Here is a 15,341-nt window from a genome sequence, read left to right on the forward strand (position 1 = left end):
ATTACCAATCGCGTTTGCAGCGATAAGTTGTTGTTTTTTTTGCCTGAAATATTTTGTATTCGCTTTGATCTACTCTGACTCATAATAACCTTTTCGATGGCAGTATTAAGGGAGATTTTTTATTCAATTGTATTTTCACTGTCAGGAGATGCACCTAATTGGATAAACGAGCGTGAAGCGCCTAGCGCCCGGCCAAGTTCCTGAATGGTTGTTTGCAGGATGCTGTCCATATTGTTGGAGGCGCCAATACGCGATGTGACCTGGGCAATAAGTTGTTCGTGTTCTGCGCGGCGTTCCGTTTCTTCAAAGAGGCGGGCGTTTTCTATTGCCAAAGAGGCGCGGTCTGAAATGGATTGAATAATCGAGATTTCATCCTCTGTCCATTTTCTGTTCACTTCTGATGCTTCCACGTGTATAAATCCGATAATTTGTTCGCGGAATTTTACGGGAACTGCCAGGGTGGAGGGATTCTCCTTCGAAGGCCGGGCCAATATCACAGTCTCGCCTGATGCGAGTGCCTGGTCGAGGGTGGCGCTATTGAGTGTACGTGCCGTCGAGATGGTGCCGTCCGGCAGATAGGAATATCCACTTTGTTTTTCGAGTTGTTCGATGCCTGTTGCTTTTTTTGAAATACGCGAGTACTCCGCCCGTTCAGTTGGGAGAACTGTATTGATGACGATGGCGATCTGATTTGCAAGCGCACTTAAGAGGTTTACATCTTCATTGTTGAATGCGGATGGGAGCGTGCTTTGTATATCGAGTACGCCAATGGTTTTGCTGCCATATTTAAGGGGCAGCGCCATTTCGGAACGTGTTTTTGGAAGGTCGGGGTTGTTGAAGAAGACCGCATCTGAGCCTGTGTCGAGTGAAATACGCGGGCTGCCGCTTTGAGATACATATCCAACGACGCCGGCACCGCCAATTTTTAATTGATGGCGGCGTTCCAGCATATGCTGTCCTCCCTGACTATTTGCGGCACGTAATACGGCATATTCACGGTTTTCATCAAATAAAAAGATGCCAATGTGATAAAAGTTGAATTTGTCGCTGATCGTTCGGACAATTCGATTAAGTAACTCTTTGGGCTGCTGCTCGACGTTGGCGGATATTTCTTGTGAAATATCCGAGATGACTTGAAACCGGGCGGCTCTTTCCTTAATCTGTTGATTGGCTTTTTCCAAATCAGTCGCGCGCGCCGATGCGTTGTTCAAGATTTGTTGTGATATCTTCAAGTTCGCGGTTTGTGTTGGTTAATTCTTTGAGTTGTTCCTTGTCCAAATTTGCGCGGAAAATTTGAATGCCATACAACACCGCTCCAATCACCAGGACAACACCGCTTGTCTGGAAAATATTTTCAATTTCAGGAGTGGGTATGTTTGAATAATAAGGCGCTGCGAATGATGCGATTGTGGCAAGTAAGACCAGAGTAAGAAAGCCTCTTTGCGAAAGCAGTACGCTTGAAAACACGAGCGCTATGTGTACGGTCGTGTCAATGGATGAAGCGATGGAGTTTGGCGTGCCTTGATATATTCTATAGAAACCAAACGCTGTAAAGGCGTATGTGAAGATGTAAATTCCAATCCGATAGTGTTTTGTTCTGCTGAGGACATAGGCTGTCAGGGTTATGATGCTCAGGACAAGAAATGCTCCAACGCTTTTGGGGTTAAAAAAAATGGTTGCGAAGAAAGAGATGCTTTCTATCAGCGTGATTATTGAGAGTAACTGTGCGCGGCGATATTCTCCCACCGCTTTTATGGATGGGTGGGGGGCAATCAACTTGAACCAGGTTTGCCCGGCGCGTTGTATGAAAGAATTGCCTTGTTTATTTTCAGGTCGCAGATTTAACATGCTTACTTTTTTGCCTTTCCAGTACCATCTAATGATTCGCTTCTCTTTTCCTGGTTTTTAGCCTGCCCATCGGCTGAACCCAGCAATTGGAAGGTGACGGAGGCTTTACCCAGAGTTTGTCCAAGTTCTTGAACAGTTTCCCGTAGAATGGCATCTGTATGAGATACGGCGCTAATCCGCGCTGAAATATCTGAAACCAATGATTCGCGCGCTGCTCGTTGCTGCGATTCGCGATAGAGACGGGCGCTTTCCAACGCGCCGCTCAGTTGATCTGATAATGCGATCGCGAGATTGGTTTCGTCCTGTGTCCATGCTTCTGCAATTTCAGATTTCTTTAAGCGCATTGCTCCAATGGTTTGACCGCGTACTTTGATCGGGACACTGATTGTGAGGTTATCACTTCCAAGTACTACATCTCCAGTTTCAAATGCTTTTGCAAGATTTGTCTCCAGAACTTCAGAGTGCATTTGAATTGTTCCGGGTGGTGTGGCAAGGTATCCAACACGGGGTTGGTTGCGAAGAATTTTTATCCATGCGTCACGACTGATTTCACCATAGACCGTGCGGGCGGCTTCAAGCGCCTTTTCAGTCTCATTAAGTAAGTTGGCATTTTGAATTGCCACGGCAAGCTGTTCGGCAAGAATTTGAAGAGTAGCAACATCTTCTTCGGAAAAAGCCTGGGATTCTGTGCTTTGTACATCCAATGCGCCGAGTATCTGTCCGCCTACTACAAGCGGGAGTGCCATTTCTGAGCGGGTATTTGGGAGATCTGGATTATCAAAGTATACAGCGTCTTTGCCCACATCCAGAGCAATGCGGGCTTTTGCGTTTTGGGTTGCGTATCCTACAATGCTGGTTTCGCTAACTTTAAGCTGATGGTTATTTTCGAGCATACGAAGACCGCCTGTGCTGTTTGTGGCGGTTAAGATTGCGTACTCTTTGTGCTCATCCAGAAGAAAAATGCCTACATGGTAATAGCCAAAGTTTTCATTGATCAGATAGGTTGTTTGTTGTAAAAGTTCTGAAAGGCTGCGGAAAGATGTAATTGCCTTGCCTACATCGGCTACGGCTTTAACAGGTTGCTGCGATGTTCAAGTTGGCGTGTGCGATCTTCAAACCCGGTTTTCCAAAGATAGAATTGAGTTTTGTGCGCTTGTTGTGAGGCTTTTGATGCTGGAGGAAAGCATTGCCAGTTCACCGCTTAGTCTTCGGTCATCAAATTTTGCATTAAAGTTTCCCTGGCTGACTTCAGTAGCGAAATTCGCAAGTTTTACCAGTGGTCTGAGAATTGAAAGCACGGCCATGCCTGCGCCAATCGACACCAGAAGTAATGCAGAAAATAATTGCAGCAGGATGTTACGGGTTAAAGAATTGAGCGCCACCGTTTTTTCTTCGATGTTCCCCACAGAAACCGCCAGCGGGTTGGTGAGCGTGGTGCGGTAGGAACCAATTAAAAGTCCATTTTCATTATCGAGAATTGTTGTGGTTTCTCTTGCCAGTAGTTTTTGCAAAGTGTCAAAATTAAAATCTTCCAGCGCTGAGCGTCCAATTTTTTCAGGGTTGGAATGTGCCAGATAGGTTCCGTTTACAGCAATAAGAAAGAAGGCATCGCCATTTGCTGTGTTATTCATCATGTCTTCAGCAAAGGCTTGTTCCTTATCAGGTTCAATTTCATGCGGGCTGAATATATGCGAGCATGATCGCGCATGATTTCCAGCTGTGTCGTGATGATGTTGTCACGCACCTGTCTTTGAACAAACATAACTACAATCACGATCTGGAATCAGTGATAAAACCAAGAACCAAATCGTTAATCGCCAGATAATGGGCTTCTTAGTGAATCACAGCGTACCTCTTTCCTTGTTTAGCTCCATAAATTCACCTGAATCATTTTAACTTTAATTGGCTTGTGTGTTTCTTTGGGGGCGGAGGAGCCGCTTGTATGGAGCCAATGCTGATCTCGGCTTCCTTTAGATCGAACACTCTGCGCAGTTCAGTCGCAGCCGTGCGGACAACTGATTCGACATCCAGTGTTTCACGTACTCTTGAAGAGATGTTCGCGATCATTTGATCACGCAGCGCGCTTTTTTGTGCTTCGTCAACGAGTCTGCTGTTTTCCAGCGCCAGAGATACCTGATCTGCTATTTTTTCGATCAAGCTTCTCTCACGTTCAGACCAGGATGCTGCACTGCCTTTTCTAAGAAGATTAATCGCGCCGATTTTTTGCCCGTGTAGAACGAGGGGTATCCTTAGGCTCGTTATTACTTTCTCTTTTTGTTTGATGAAAATATTGGGCGTACACCTGCCGGGGTATATTGATAAGCGGGTGTGTGGCGGCTGGTTAATTTCGTCCAGGTCTGTTTTGTTTGAATGGATGTATTTGATTCAAGTTGGTTGATGAGAGCTTTTGTCTCATCGATCAGGCGTACATTGTCTATGGAGATTGCGATCAGATCCGCAAGGGTTTGCATAATTTCCGCATCTTGAGGCGTGAAAGCTTGTGGTTGTTCAGAGTGCAAATCCAAAACGCCGATCACTTCGCCACGTACGGTGAGAGGAAGCATCATACGTGAACGGGTAAGTGGAAAGTTTGTTCGCGAATAAAATTTGCATTGCCAATATCAGAGGCAATATAAGAGCGGTTTTGTTCGACAACCAAATGAACTGCGTTTCGCCTGTCGGGCTCAATGCGGAATCCCTGTCCAATGAGGTTTTTCCGACGGCCGATGATGCAGATTGCAGGAATGCGTTTCTTTTCCTTCATCAAGCAAATAAAGCCCGACGTGATAATAACTAAATTGTTCCGAGGTTAACTTTGTTGCCGCTTCCATCAGTTCACCAATGCTTTGAATTTCTGCAACAGTGCGCGCTACGGTTGTGGAGGAACGCAGTTGGATTGCTCTTGCTTCAATTTCTTCCGTGCGTTCCTGCACTCTTAGTTCCAATTGCGCGCGCTCAGAGATAAGCGTTGTAAGTGTGGATTGCGTCTGCTGAATCACTTTTGCAAATTCATTTTTAAAGAGCCTGATGGCGACAATGAGGGTAATGCTGACACCGAGAAAATCAGCGCCATATATTGCCCAGTCTGCGATGGTTGTGATGGGTGCGCTTTTGTTCGTAAATTCAAACGATCCTAGCTGTTGTAATACGGCAATGGATGTTAGTATCGCAATGCTGGCGATCAGAGCGAGTAGTTCCATTCTGTTATCGAATAACAGGGCGGATAAAACCACAAAGATCAATAGGAATAAACTTCCATCAACCCATGGTCCCACGGCCAGAATTGCGTTGACCCCAACCGCAAAGATCATCATTAGTAACGTGTATGCTCGAATATTATAAGTGGCAGGCAGAATGGAAACTGCAAGCAGAATGAGATACAGGCCGATAAATAGAATGCGGTCGTTTAGTGTTGCTGTTGAATAGGAGGAAGCTATTAGTGCAATACCCGCGACGCATGAAATGCGCAGAATAACCAGAATAAATTTTTCGCGCCACCCTTTGTAGTTAAAGGCGGCTGAAGCAACTGAGTCCTGGGCGGGTTTCTGAGATGCCGGGCCTGTACTAAACATTTTTATTATCCATGGAGACTTCAATATCCACTTCTGCGGCTTCCAATGCCCTGCCAAGCTCCCGGACGGTGGTTTGAAGAATGCTGTCCATTGTGGTGGATGCCCATACTTTTGCGATGATCTCGTTCGCCATTCTTTCGCGTGAAGCAATGGATTGACTTTCCTCCACGAGGCGCGCATTTTCCAGTGCAAGCGCAGCTTGTGTGGCAATGGATTCTATAAGATTTTTTTGCTCCAGCGTCCATTCTTCGTTGGCAGTTAGTTGGATCTGTCCAATGATTTGATCTCTAAGTGTAATCGGAACTTCGATTTCACTTCCCAAAGATTCATTATCTCCAATGGCATATTCCAGGTTTTGCTCGGCGGTCAGAGAAGACCATGCACTTTGTAGATATTGACGCTGTGTAGCGCGCATTTCAGAAAGGCTTTGCTGCGCCTCTTTGAATAAACGCGAGTTTTCAAGGGCGATGGATACTTCGTTTGCCATATTTTGGTAGGTATCCACATCTTGAGGCAGAAACGCATTTTCCTTTGTGGAGTGCATTTCCAATGCGCCGATGACCCGTTCGCCTACTGCGAGCGGTAATATGATCTGGGAGCGGGTGTAAGGGAGCAGGGGATTGTCAAAGCGAATAGGATCAGGTCCGGTGTCCAGTGCGATGCGTGCCTGTCTGGTGCGTATCGCCGCCCCAATTATGCTTTTCCCGTTTATATCAATGCGGTGCTTATTTTCACGCAGTACTTTGCCTGCATCTCCAGTGGCTTCTTTAAGCTCAGCCCATTGACCTGTGATGTCTATTAAAAAGACAGCTGTGTAATAACATTCAAACTCATTGCCAATTAAGTAGCTGGCACGCGCCAGTAATTCATCAGGGTCGAGAATGGATGTCACTGTACGGCCAATTTCATTAACTCTTTTTAATTTTATCGTGCGCTCATTAACTTTATCTTCGAGGCTGTTGCGTTCATCTTGCAGGACGCTGAGGTTAATGTCAATTTGCCTTTGGGCATCGAGAAATTCATTTTCCAGACGTTGAAACCCAAAAATAATTACCGCGCCGAACATGATGATCGCGCCGCTTGCGCTTAACCAATCATCCAGCCTGGTTGGAACGGCATTCGGATTGATTGGAAGCAGTGTTCCATTCAGCATTAAAAATCCGAAAATGATACATGCCAATATGTCTAACACGATTGCAATGATCCCCGCTTTTGGAGATAGAAGCATGGTGGAGAAAATAATCAATCCCAGAAAAAAGAAAATGCCGTCTCCCAGGATGCCGTGGGTTGCCAGTTCGCTTAGTCCCAGCACAAAAATGTTGAGCAGAAAAACACCCATGCGAATTGAATAGGAAAAGCGAATGAATGTTACGATGCCCGTGGATACGTAAGTTGCAATGAAGACGATTCCTACAATCGAGCTTTTTACACTATTAATCGCAGGGATCAAAAGAAATGCACCAAATATAAGTACACCTATCAGAAGAGGAAGCGCAAAACTTTCACGCCAGTTCTTATATAGTGTGCGTGTTGATTCTTCCGGGCTAAAGGCTTTGTTGGTTGAAAAAATACCTGCCATATTAAGAGCCTTCTTTTCCTTTTTGATCGTTTTCGGGCTTTACTTGCAGTTTTGTGTAACGTGCTCCGGTAATGCGCGTTAATTCGCTGGCGGTTGTCATCATAATGGATTGAATATCAGTTGATCTGCGTATCTTACTTGTGACTTCGTAAGATCAAGCGCTCCCGTTCAGCTTGCACGCGGATCTGCTCCAGCAGGCGGGCGTTTGCGATAATGGCCGCAAGGCTTCCTCCAAGAGTGCCGAGCATTTCCTCGTCGTTTTCAGTGTACGCGTCGATTTGTTCGCTTTCCACATTTAAAACACCCAGCAATTCATTGCGATAGATCAAATGGAATAGCCAGCTCGGAACGTGTGTTTGAACTGACTAGAATATAACGTGGGTCTGCGGCTACGTCCTTGATGCGCAGTGGGCGTTTGTGTGATGCGCCCAGCCGGTAACACCGCTGCCGATTGGGACACGAACCTTGTTGATCTCTTCTGCGTAGCCCATGGAGGCTTTGACTTCAAGATTTTTCTTTTCTCGATCAACAAGCATGATCGTTACGCGGTCTCCGCCCAGGGTTACTTGTAATCCATTGACTGCGCTTTCCAGCGCTTCTTCCAGTGTGGTTCCAGATGCCACTGTGGTGGTGATGTGATGTAAAAGGCGATGCTGTGAAAGGTGTTCCTGAGTTTCTGCAAACAACTCAGTATTAACCACGGCAATGGCGAGTTGGTCTGCGAGGATCTGTAAACTTCGCAGATTGTCATCAGAAAAAGCATAGGATTTTGTACTTTGTACGTCCAATGCGCCGAGGATGCGTTCACCAACTTTTAACGGGATGGCTGCTTCTGCGCGTGTATCTGGAAATAATGGATTCGCATAATAGGTGGCATCTTTGGCTGTATCATTGACTACCAGTAATTCACCCTTGCCGCTTACAAAACCAACAATGGATTTTGATCCGATGCCGATCTTGTATCCGGCGCGTTTCATTTGTGCCCCGGCTTCGCCCGTGGACTCGCGGATGACAGCAAACTCTCCGGGCAGATCATGCAGAAAAACGGAGGCATGATAAAAGTTAAATCGTTCGCGGATAAAATTTACAGCTTTGATCAAAAGTTCATCTATATTGAGCGACCCACTGATGTCACGTGCAATTTCAGCTGCAGTTTCCAATTGAATGGCCTTGTGTTGACTTTCGTCCAGCAGATGGACGTTGTTAATCACTCCTGCTACCTGACTGGTAAGAGTGATGAAAAACTTAAAGTCATCTTCTGTAAAAGCCAATTCCTTATCTGTATCTTGAATGATGATGGCGCCAATCGGTTTGTTTTGAATAAGCATAGGAGCGCCCATCCAGGATTTGGCTGACTTGCCCTGGATCTTTGCACCCAATTCGGCAGCTCTGCGTTCTGTGTTTTCCACGAGTAACAAAGGTTGGCGGCTGCGAATTAGAATGGATGTTAATCCTTCTCCAAGTGGAAATGGTTCAATCGACATGAACTGATCGTTTTCATGGCTGTAAGGAATGCTGATCGTATTGCTTTTATCATCATACAAAGCGACCATAAAGCTATATTCGCCAATGATTTGTTTGATAATGGCGTGTAGTGCATCGAAAAAGGCATGCAGATCTGAAGAGACAGAGATAATTTCGCCGATTGAGGCCAGAGTTTCAACCTCACGAAGATTCTTGCCGTTTGCTGCATTGAACTTGCTCTTTCCAGTGCAATGCACATTAAATCTGCAAATCCGGTGTAGGGTTGAATTGATCCGCTTGAAAGGATTTGCTTTCGCATCCCCACCATAATAATGGTGCTTGTCCTGCCATATATTTTTACCGGAATATATGCCACGCTGTCAAAACTTAGCTTTTGTGCCACAATCTTTAACGCGGCAGGAATATTCTCCTGCTCTGGTATGGCGATCACTGTCCCGTTTTCGAGATATTTCTCAACTTCTTCCGAGTTTACGTGAGTGTATTTTGAAAGCTCAACAAACGACTCTGTACCTCTGGTGGCATCTGAATAGGAATACAATTCCAGTTGATCATCTTTCAATCGGAAGACTACAACAGGGTAGGGCGCGTCTTGCAGAATTTTCCCGCTGACTTCAATAATTTCACTTTCATTGCCTGCTTCGGCGATCAATTGACTTGACCTGTATAAGCGTGCAAGTTCTTCGAGATTGATCTGGCTGGTTTCTGTTAACCCTACAGTTTGCACTGCCGTGGCAAGTTGACTTGCCAGCGTTTGCAGCATGGCAATCGCTTCGGAATTAAAAGCATCCGGCTGTGTGCTTTGTACGTCCAGAACACCCATGACTGTGTTTCCAAGAGAAATTGGCACGCCAGCTTCGGAGCGGGTTTCGGGAAGCAGTTCATTCTTTAAGTGGAATTCATCATCCAAAACATCAGATGCAACGCGTACCTGGTTGTATGTATTTACCCATCCCATGATGGATGTGGACGAGGCTTCCAATTTGAATTTCTTTTCAGCCAATTCCTTTGATGCTGACCCGAACCCTGTTTTGAACTCAAGGTATTTCCCGTTTCGGTCAAGCATAAAGATACTCGCCTGATAAAAGCCGAATTGCTCCACGAGCAACGCAACAGTTTTGTTAAACATTTCGTCAAGATTTGATAACGTAGTGACGCTTTGTGCCACTTCCGCCGCTGTGTGAACCTGGCGTGTGCGTTCGTCAACCTTTTGTTCAAGCGAGCGGTATACACCACCAAGCTCGTCGGCCATGTGATTAAAAGAACTGGCGAGCAGACCCACTTCATCGTTACTTAAAACTTCCGCGCGTCTATCCCAATCACCCTCGGCGAATCCCTGTGTGATCTCGGAAAGCGTGCGCAGGGGTTTGATTACGCGGTTAACACCGAACAGCAACACAAGACCTGTGGCTGCCAAAGTTGCCAAAATCAACAGTATTGTGAAGGGAGCCAAACCTGTCACGTCACCATATACTTCAACTGCGTTTGTTTCCAATACGACACCGGCTTGAATGGCAGGCGACCATTGAATTTGTGCGAGTGCGGCGTTGCCATTGGGCGCAGTAACATCCAACGCCTCTGACTGTAAACTTTCCTTCTGAATTAATTGCGAAAGTTTTGAAGTGAGTTTGCTTTGTGAAGCCGAGGTGTCAGTGATAAGCACGAATTCTTTTGCGTTTTGGTCACTGTAAATAATTTGATTGTTTGGAAGAATAAAATAAGCATCGGCCAGTGGAGACAAGCCGTTCAACGGCTGAATCAGGCTTTGTAAATTCTCCTTCTCTGTAATTCCGATCAAAGTTCCAATGGTGGAGCCGCGGTCTGTTTGATAATTTAGCGTCGTAACAAGAATAAATTGATCTTTGTAAAGCGGGGACGCCCCATATAAAAATTTTGAACGATATTTATCTGAAGTTTGAGCGAACAGGGATGGGTTGAGAGTCAAACCCTGCCATTCGGTATTGCTGGATATTTTGATGTTTCCGCTTGAATCCAATAGAATAAATTGATTGAAAGCGGGGCTGTCGGCTTGCGCATTTAGAGATTGAAACTCTTTGATAAAACTTTCGCGAATTTTTCGGAATTCAGCGCTTTGAGGATTGGCATGAAGCGCGAGTTCAATCAAGATCGTGAAATCGCTGCTTTCAATTAAATGTTGAAGATGTTCTTCCTTGTTATTAACTTCATCCTCAATCAATTTTAGCTGAGTACTCAGCAGGTTTTGCGATTGCGCAACGGCCTGTTCGCGCAGCAGAGTGCGTGCGCGAAAGTAAGCGCCCCCTGCCATTAAGGCAAGGGGAATGAAGGTAAAGATCAAGAGCGTTCGTACAAGGGTCCCTGCCAGACTGCCCTTAAATCTATTTTGTTTTGAGTTAAGCTTGGGCGTCGTATGAGTTACTGTCATTGCAGAGTTAACTAAACTCCCAGACTGGTTCTCCACTCAAAATGCGGCGGATCTGGTCAGGGAAGCGGTCTGGATCAAGGGGTTTGCCCAGAAAGCCGTCAAATCCAGAGTCTTTTGCCTTGTTCATTTGCTCAACGCTGGCTTCGGCTGTTACGGCAATGATTGGTACAGTCTTAAATCGTTCTGAAGCGCGGATTTTTTTCAACGCGCCGTAGCCATCTTCATAGGGGAAGCGAATATCCATCAGAATTAGATCAAGGCGCGGCAGCGTATCTGCGTATTCCACAACTTCATAGCCTGATGTTTTCCATTCACAATGGATTCCCAAATACCCCAACATGCGCGCGATCAGCACAAAATTGGAAACATTGTCTTCCACAACCAATACCGCTGCGTCTTTTGGAATCGTAGGTTTGCGGATGGGTTGTGTATCAGAAACAGCAGGTGTTTGCTCAGTCATTGGTGCTCCTTATGATAAATCGCTCAATCTGCTGGGCGAGTGCGTCAATGTCAATTGGTTTTTGAATATAGCCATCGCATCCTGCTTCCAGTGATTTTTCGCGATCGCCGCGCATTACATTGGCAGTAACCGCAACAATAGGGATTTTTGAATATTTTTGAATTGCTTTGATCTTGGCGGTAAGCGTGTAACCGTCCATGTCTGGCATGTTGATATCCATCAGGATCAGATCAACAGAATTACTTTCAAGCTTTTCAATGGCTTGCTTTCCATTAATAGCCTCAACAACAGAATACCCCTCCGCATTTAAAACTCTGCGTATTAAATTTCTGTTGTCAGGATTATCTTCCACGTACAGTATAGTACCTTTTCTTTCATCTGGCATCATACCGATTTTCTCCGACTCAAATTTTACTCGTAAGGTAAAAACACCCACATGACAGCAACCTTACAAATAATATATAAAAAGTCGAGGCACCCCAACCTCGACTAATAATTTGAGCGGGTGATGGGGATCGAACCCACGAGATCTTGCTTGGGAAGCAAGCGTTCTACCACTGAACTACACCCGCTTGGGACGTGCAAAGTATTATACGCTACGCCGAAAAGGCATGTCAAGTAAATGAAGAGCATCGGTTCAAACTGGACCTGTTTACTGCTTCCGTTTAAGCAGCATGTTCGCCAGCTCAAGCATGGATTTCCTTCCACCAGATCGCTGGCCGCAGATTTTCCGGTAACGGCTTCGTTGCCCCAAATGCCGAGGATGTCATCCTGCACCTGAAAGGCAAGCCCGAGATGATAACCAAATTGGCGATAGGCTTCCTGTTCCCCTTCGTTTGTATTTCCAAGTAATGCGCCGATGTGTGTACAGGCCGAAAGCAGGGCAGATGTTTTTCCGCCGATCATCGGCCAGTAATCTTCAAGGCTGAGATCTGTGCGTTCTTCGTAGGACATGTCGAGGAATTGGCCGCGAGTCAGATCGAGGCAGGTATCATTCAAAATCGTGGCAGCCCGCACAACGGTTAGGGCTTGATGCGTTTTGATCAAGTCCATCACTGCCTGATTGGCAATGACAAACATCGCATCGCCGACATTGATCGCCATCGGCACTCCCCATTTTTTCCACACGGTAAATCGGCCGCGGCGTTTGTCTGAATTATCCTGCACATCATCATGCACGAGGCTGAAGTTATGCACCATCTCAACAGCGGCGGCGGCGGGCAGTGCGTTCTTCCACTCTGCGCCAGTGGATGCAGCGGCAAGCAAAACCATCAGCGGGCGGATTCTTTTTCCGGTGGCTTCTTTGCCGGCGCCTTCACCTGTCCAGCCCATGTGATAGGTGAGCATCTCGTGAAAGGGCAGGGTGCGTTGTGCATCGAGGCGCCGCACCTGGCTTTGCAATTCCTGCTCGATCTCGGGCAGCATGATTTCAATGTGTTGTTTTAGATTCATGAGGTCCTCTGTGTGGGCTTATAAAAGTTGACGTGCCTGTAATTCGCTCTTTAGATGTTCGGGAGATTCAAAGTGAACGGTATCGAATCCCAAGCTGCGGGCGGTGACAATATTGGGCAGTGAGTCGTCAATGAACAGACAGACTTCTGCGGGTCTGCCGACCATTTGCAGGCACGCTTCGAAAATAGCTGGTTCCGGCTTGATGAGTTTTACTTCACCCGAAAGAATCACGCCGTCGAATAGTTGCAGGAAATCAAATTCATCGCGGACGATTGGGAAGGTGTCAGCCGAACAATTGCTTAATCCATATAGGGGATCCCTTTTCTTTGAGCGTGCGCAGAATTTCCACAGTGCCTGCGATACGGCCAGTAATCGATTCGATCCAATTCTCATGATAGGCGCGGATCAAATCTGCATGATGTGGAAATTGTTCTGAAAGGATCGCGACGCCTTCCGCAAACGGGCGTCCTTTATCTTGCAGTGCGTTCCATTCCATGAAGTCAACTTCTGCGAGGAAATCCTCCATGGCTTGCGGTTGATCGGGAAAGAAGCGGCGATATAAATTGCGTGGATCCCAGCCGACGAGTACGCCGCCGAAATCAAAGATGATGGCTTGAATGTGTGAGGTCATGGGATTTATTTTAGCAGGTTTTATTTATGGTTCGTGCAATCGCCATAACTCAAATCCACCAGAGCCGGTGGAACCATCTGCTGCATCGCGCTTCTCTGTCTATAGCTTTCTCAAAGTCGACAAAGCTTAACGCGAAAAACGCCAACCAGGCGAATTTTCGCGTTAAGCCTCGCTACAAAATTGAAAACGTGTCAACCTACTTTGAGAAAGCCATACTTCTTTGTCCACTTGCGGAAGATGCCCGCCGTTGAGTCCTTGAGGTCATAAAGGCAGCCGGTTCGTGGGGGGGGGGGGGGGGGGGGGGGGGGGGGGGGGGCGCGGGGGGGCGGCGGGGGGGGGGGGGGGGGGGGGGGACACCCGGGGGGCGGGAGCAGGGGGGCGCGGGGGGGGGGGGGGGGGGGGGGGGGGGGAGGGGGAGAAAGTGTATTACAGCTTTTGCCGTTGTATTTCGCTGATTATTTCTTCCAGCACCGAAAAATATTGCTCGCGGTCAAAGATGAAGGGTCCCAGTTCGGCGTAGCTCAGAGGTTCCCAACCCAACGCCTGCGCTTCTGCTTCTTCCATAAAGGCGTTAGGAGTTGCTCCGCCTAGCCACGGACTTTTCAGTCCACTCCAGGTTACGGTTTTTGTTTCGATGGAAATATCGGCCATGATACAGTTGCACTCCGGAATGGTGCAGGTACATGTCAACAGAACGCTGCGCGGATATGTTTTCCGGCCCTGCATTTCCCTGTGAAATCTCTCGAAGTTGACAGTTTCATAGCCAATATAACTTGAGCGGACAATTGTTTTCCTGTCTGCTGTAAACAACTTGTGCTCAACCTCGCTGATCAGATCGATCAGGTCACGGTCATTGATGTAAATGTTGATGGTGGGGAGGGCGTAGTCGAACTCTTCGTTGACGTAGTTCTCGATGACAAACTTGATGGTATCCATTTCAGTCTCCTGTTTTGCACAACGGGGATTTGCCAATACAAAGAAGTCCTGTGTCCAGGCTTCTTTTTTGTTGGATGTTGCGCTAGTAGGAGGGAGGATGGAGGTTTAAGTTGTCATGGTTGTGATTATACAGTTTGTTCGCTGTTGATGGGAAATGTTTACCAGCCTCGTCCTGTGATCCAGCCGGCGAATGCAATGCCAATTCCGGTACCGACCATCATCAGGAGGGTTGTAAATTCCCATTGTTGAATCCCCATCGACAGGGTGAACCAGATCATGGCGCCGATCCCCGGGAATGCACTGTATCCGAAATGGATTGAATCGCGGCTTGTACTTATATAAGTGGGCGTGTTGCTGGCAGACCGGGATTCGAGCTTTGAATTTAATTCCTGAATTTTGTTGGAAAGGTTGGCGGTTTCAAGATTGTTTAATTCTTGAAGTCTCCCGAATAATAGCAGCTTGCTTTGTTCTGTTTCCTGTAATTTTGCAGCTATAAATGGAATCCACGTGGGGTCGTCAGTGTATTCTTTTGTCAGATCTTTCAACAAACCCGCGTGCTGTTCTTCAAGGCTGGCGATCTCATCCATAACCTGTTTCCGCCCTGTTTTTATTTGTTCCAAACTCAACGAGTTTCTTCCGGCGTTGGCCGCTTGAGAAGAATTGGATGTGCCTCCCAGAGAAGCATTTTGTGATGGCGCTGGAGAACTTGTTCTTGTTTGATTTTGCTGAGCAGATTGGGGAACAGGGATGACATTCCTTGGTATCGTGGAGATACGAATTGCGGGCTTAACGATCACTGAGGCGGTTGGGACTGGTACGATCCCCGTTGGAGTTGATCTGCCTAAATCCACCCGTGTCAGGCCGCTTGTTTTCAAACTAAGCTCTCGAATGTACGAGTAGCAGTCGGGGCATTTGTACCATCTTCCATTGTGATCGTCAGGAAACTTGACTAATATAGTGCAGCGCGGACATTTACT

The 15,341-nt window shown here is 46.7% G+C and carries 17 protein-coding genes, 1 tRNA gene and 4 pseudogenes; 1 reads left to right on the plus strand and 21 read right to left on the minus strand.

Annotated features, from left to right (window positions below; translation table 11 throughout):
* Positions 1-119: 119 nt before the first annotated feature.
* The 17 genes and pseudogenes from IPL71_RS13990 to IPL71_RS25990 form a co-directional block, all read right to left on the minus strand.
* Positions 120-1,211: a GAF domain-containing protein gene (locus tag IPL71_RS13990; protein WP_345322567.1), complete on the minus strand. Its 1,092-nt coding sequence runs from the start codon at positions 1,209-1,211 to the stop codon at positions 120-122.
* Positions 1,183-1,848 (minus strand): hypothetical protein, encoded by a 666-nt coding sequence (locus tag IPL71_RS13995; RefSeq protein WP_345322569.1) that lies wholly within the window; start codon positions 1,846-1,848, stop codon positions 1,183-1,185. The genes IPL71_RS13990 and IPL71_RS13995 overlap by 29 nt, the downstream gene beginning before the upstream one ends.
* Positions 1,849-1,850: 2 nt before the next feature.
* Positions 1,851-2,894: a GAF domain-containing protein gene (locus IPL71_RS14000; protein ID WP_345322749.1), complete on the minus strand. Its 1,044-nt coding sequence runs from the start codon at positions 2,892-2,894 to the stop codon at positions 1,851-1,853.
* Positions 2,895-2,960: 66 nt separating this feature from the next.
* Entirely contained in the window at positions 2,961-3,482 is a 522-nt protein-coding gene (locus IPL71_RS14005) for a PDC sensor domain-containing protein (protein ID WP_345322571.1), read from the minus strand.
* 253 nt (positions 3,483-3,735) lie between these two features.
* Entirely contained in the window at positions 3,736-4,005 is a 270-nt protein-coding gene (locus IPL71_RS14010; RefSeq protein ID WP_345322573.1) for a hypothetical protein, read from the minus strand.
* A gap of 21 nt (positions 4,006-4,026) precedes the next feature.
* Positions 4,027-4,164: pseudogene (locus IPL71_RS25985) on the minus strand (hypothetical protein); the annotation flags it as partial.
* A pseudogene (locus tag IPL71_RS14015) lies at positions 4,110-4,427 on the minus strand (GAF domain-containing protein); the annotation flags it as partial. The pseudogenes IPL71_RS14015 and IPL71_RS25985, both read right to left, overlap by 55 nt.
* 105 nt (positions 4,428-4,532) lie before the next feature.
* Positions 4,533-5,420 carry a hypothetical protein gene (locus IPL71_RS14020; protein ID WP_345322575.1) on the minus strand — a complete coding sequence of 296 codons (888 nt, stop codon included), beginning with the start codon at positions 5,418-5,420 and terminating at the stop codon, positions 4,533-4,535.
* The gene (locus IPL71_RS14025; RefSeq protein WP_345322577.1) at positions 5,413-6,999 is read right to left on the minus strand and encodes a GAF domain-containing protein; all 1,587 of its coding nucleotides are present in this window, start codon (positions 6,997-6,999) and stop codon (positions 5,413-5,415) included. The genes IPL71_RS14020 and IPL71_RS14025 overlap by 8 nt, the downstream gene beginning before the upstream one ends.
* Before the next feature lie 134 nt (positions 7,000-7,133).
* A complete protein-coding gene (locus IPL71_RS14030; protein ID WP_345322579.1) occupies positions 7,134-7,328 on the minus strand; it encodes a hypothetical protein in 195 nt (64 codons plus the stop codon).
* 60 nt (positions 7,329-7,388) lie between these two features.
* Complete coding sequence (locus IPL71_RS14035) at positions 7,389-8,210, minus strand: GAF domain-containing protein (protein ID WP_345322751.1); 822 nt, start codon at positions 8,208-8,210, stop codon at positions 7,389-7,391.
* Between the two features lie 54 nt (positions 8,211-8,264).
* Positions 8,265-8,561 (minus strand): annotated as a pseudogene (locus IPL71_RS14040) (GAF domain-containing protein); the annotation flags it as partial.
* Complete coding sequence (locus IPL71_RS14045) at positions 8,447-10,885, minus strand: GAF domain-containing protein (RefSeq protein ID WP_345322581.1); 2,439 nt, start codon at positions 10,883-10,885, stop codon at positions 8,447-8,449. The gene IPL71_RS14045 and the pseudogene IPL71_RS14040, both read right to left, overlap by 115 nt.
* Positions 10,886-10,892: 7 nt before the next feature.
* Positions 10,893-11,345 carry a response regulator gene (locus IPL71_RS14050; RefSeq protein ID WP_345322583.1) on the minus strand — a complete coding sequence of 151 codons (453 nt, stop codon included), beginning with the start codon at positions 11,343-11,345 and terminating at the stop codon, positions 10,893-10,895.
* Positions 11,338-11,733 (minus strand): response regulator, encoded by a 396-nt coding sequence (locus IPL71_RS14055; RefSeq protein ID WP_345322585.1) that lies wholly within the window; start codon positions 11,731-11,733, stop codon positions 11,338-11,340. The genes IPL71_RS14050 and IPL71_RS14055 overlap by 8 nt, the downstream gene beginning before the upstream one ends.
* A gap of 112 nt (positions 11,734-11,845) precedes the next feature.
* Positions 11,846-11,917 (minus strand) — tRNA-Gly (locus tag IPL71_RS14060).
* A 154-nt stretch (positions 11,918-12,071) separates the two neighbouring features.
* A pseudogene (locus IPL71_RS25990) lies at positions 12,072-12,617 on the minus strand (polyprenyl synthetase family protein); the annotation flags it as partial.
* Between IPL71_RS25990 and IPL71_RS14065 the strand changes: the two are divergent.
* Positions 12,519-12,791 carry a hypothetical protein gene (locus tag IPL71_RS14065; RefSeq protein ID WP_345322587.1) on the plus strand — a complete coding sequence of 91 codons (273 nt, stop codon included), beginning with the start codon at positions 12,519-12,521 and terminating at the stop codon, positions 12,789-12,791. The pseudogene IPL71_RS25990 and the gene IPL71_RS14065 overlap by 99 nt on opposite strands.
* Before the next feature lie 24 nt (positions 12,792-12,815).
* On the opposite strand, the gene IPL71_RS14070 is transcribed toward IPL71_RS14065, so the two are convergent.
* The 4 genes from IPL71_RS14070 to IPL71_RS14085 form a co-directional block, all read right to left on the minus strand.
* On the minus strand, positions 12,816-13,028 hold the full coding sequence (locus IPL71_RS14070) for an HAD-IA family hydrolase (protein ID WP_345322589.1): 213 nt from the start codon (positions 13,026-13,028) through the stop codon (positions 12,816-12,818).
* Positions 13,029-13,080: 52 nt separating this feature from the next.
* On the minus strand, positions 13,081-13,428 hold the full coding sequence (locus IPL71_RS14075; protein ID WP_345322591.1) for an HAD family hydrolase: 348 nt from the start codon (positions 13,426-13,428) through the stop codon (positions 13,081-13,083).
* 426 nt (positions 13,429-13,854) lie between these two features.
* Positions 13,855-14,364, minus strand: a complete 510-nt coding sequence (locus tag IPL71_RS14080; protein WP_345322592.1) for a hypothetical protein — start codon at positions 14,362-14,364, stop codon at positions 13,855-13,857.
* 158 nt (positions 14,365-14,522) lie between these two features.
* Positions 14,523-15,239: a hypothetical protein gene (locus IPL71_RS14085; protein ID WP_345322594.1), complete on the minus strand. Its 717-nt coding sequence runs from the start codon at positions 15,237-15,239 to the stop codon at positions 14,523-14,525.
* Between the last annotated feature and the right edge of the window lie 102 nt (positions 15,240-15,341).

Source organism: Candidatus Villigracilis proximus, assembly GCF_016717045.1.
GTDB classification, from domain to species: domain Bacteria; phylum Chloroflexota; class Anaerolineae; order Anaerolineales; family Villigracilaceae; genus Villigracilis; species Villigracilis proximus.

Excerpts from the sequence above, each read along its gene's own strand:
- IPL71_RS13995 (WP_345322569.1), bottom strand. The coding sequence starts at position 1,848 with ATGTTAAATCTGCGACCTGAAAATAAACAAGGCAATTCTTTCATACAA.
- IPL71_RS14080 (WP_345322592.1), bottom strand. The coding sequence starts at position 14,364 with ATGGATACCATCAAGTTTGTCATCGAGAACTACGTCAACGAAGAGTTC.
- IPL71_RS14055 (WP_345322585.1), bottom strand. The coding sequence starts at position 11,733 with ATGATGCCAGATGAAAGAAAAGGTACTATACTGTACGTGGAAGATAAT.
- IPL71_RS14020 (WP_345322575.1), bottom strand. The coding sequence starts at position 5,420 with ATGTTTAGTACAGGCCCGGCATCTCAGAAACCCGCCCAGGACTCAGTT.
- IPL71_RS14025 (WP_345322577.1), bottom strand. The coding sequence starts at position 6,999 with ATGGCAGGTATTTTTTCAACCAACAAAGCCTTTAGCCCGGAAGAATCA.
- IPL71_RS14065 (WP_345322587.1), top strand. The coding sequence starts at position 12,519 with ATGCACGAGGCTGAAGTTATGCACCATCTCAACAGCGGCGGCGGCGGG.
- IPL71_RS14050 (WP_345322583.1), bottom strand. The coding sequence starts at position 11,345 with ATGACTGAGCAAACACCTGCTGTTTCTGATACACAACCCATCCGCAAA.
- IPL71_RS14045 (WP_345322581.1), bottom strand. The coding sequence starts at position 10,885 with ATGACAGTAACTCATACGACGCCCAAGCTTAACTCAAAACAAAATAGA.
- IPL71_RS14075 (WP_345322591.1), bottom strand. The coding sequence starts at position 13,428 with ATGACCTCACACATTCAAGCCATCATCTTTGATTTCGGCGGCGTACTC.
- IPL71_RS14005 (WP_345322571.1), bottom strand. The coding sequence starts at position 3,482 with ATGATGAATAACACAGCAAATGGCGATGCCTTCTTTCTTATTGCTGTA.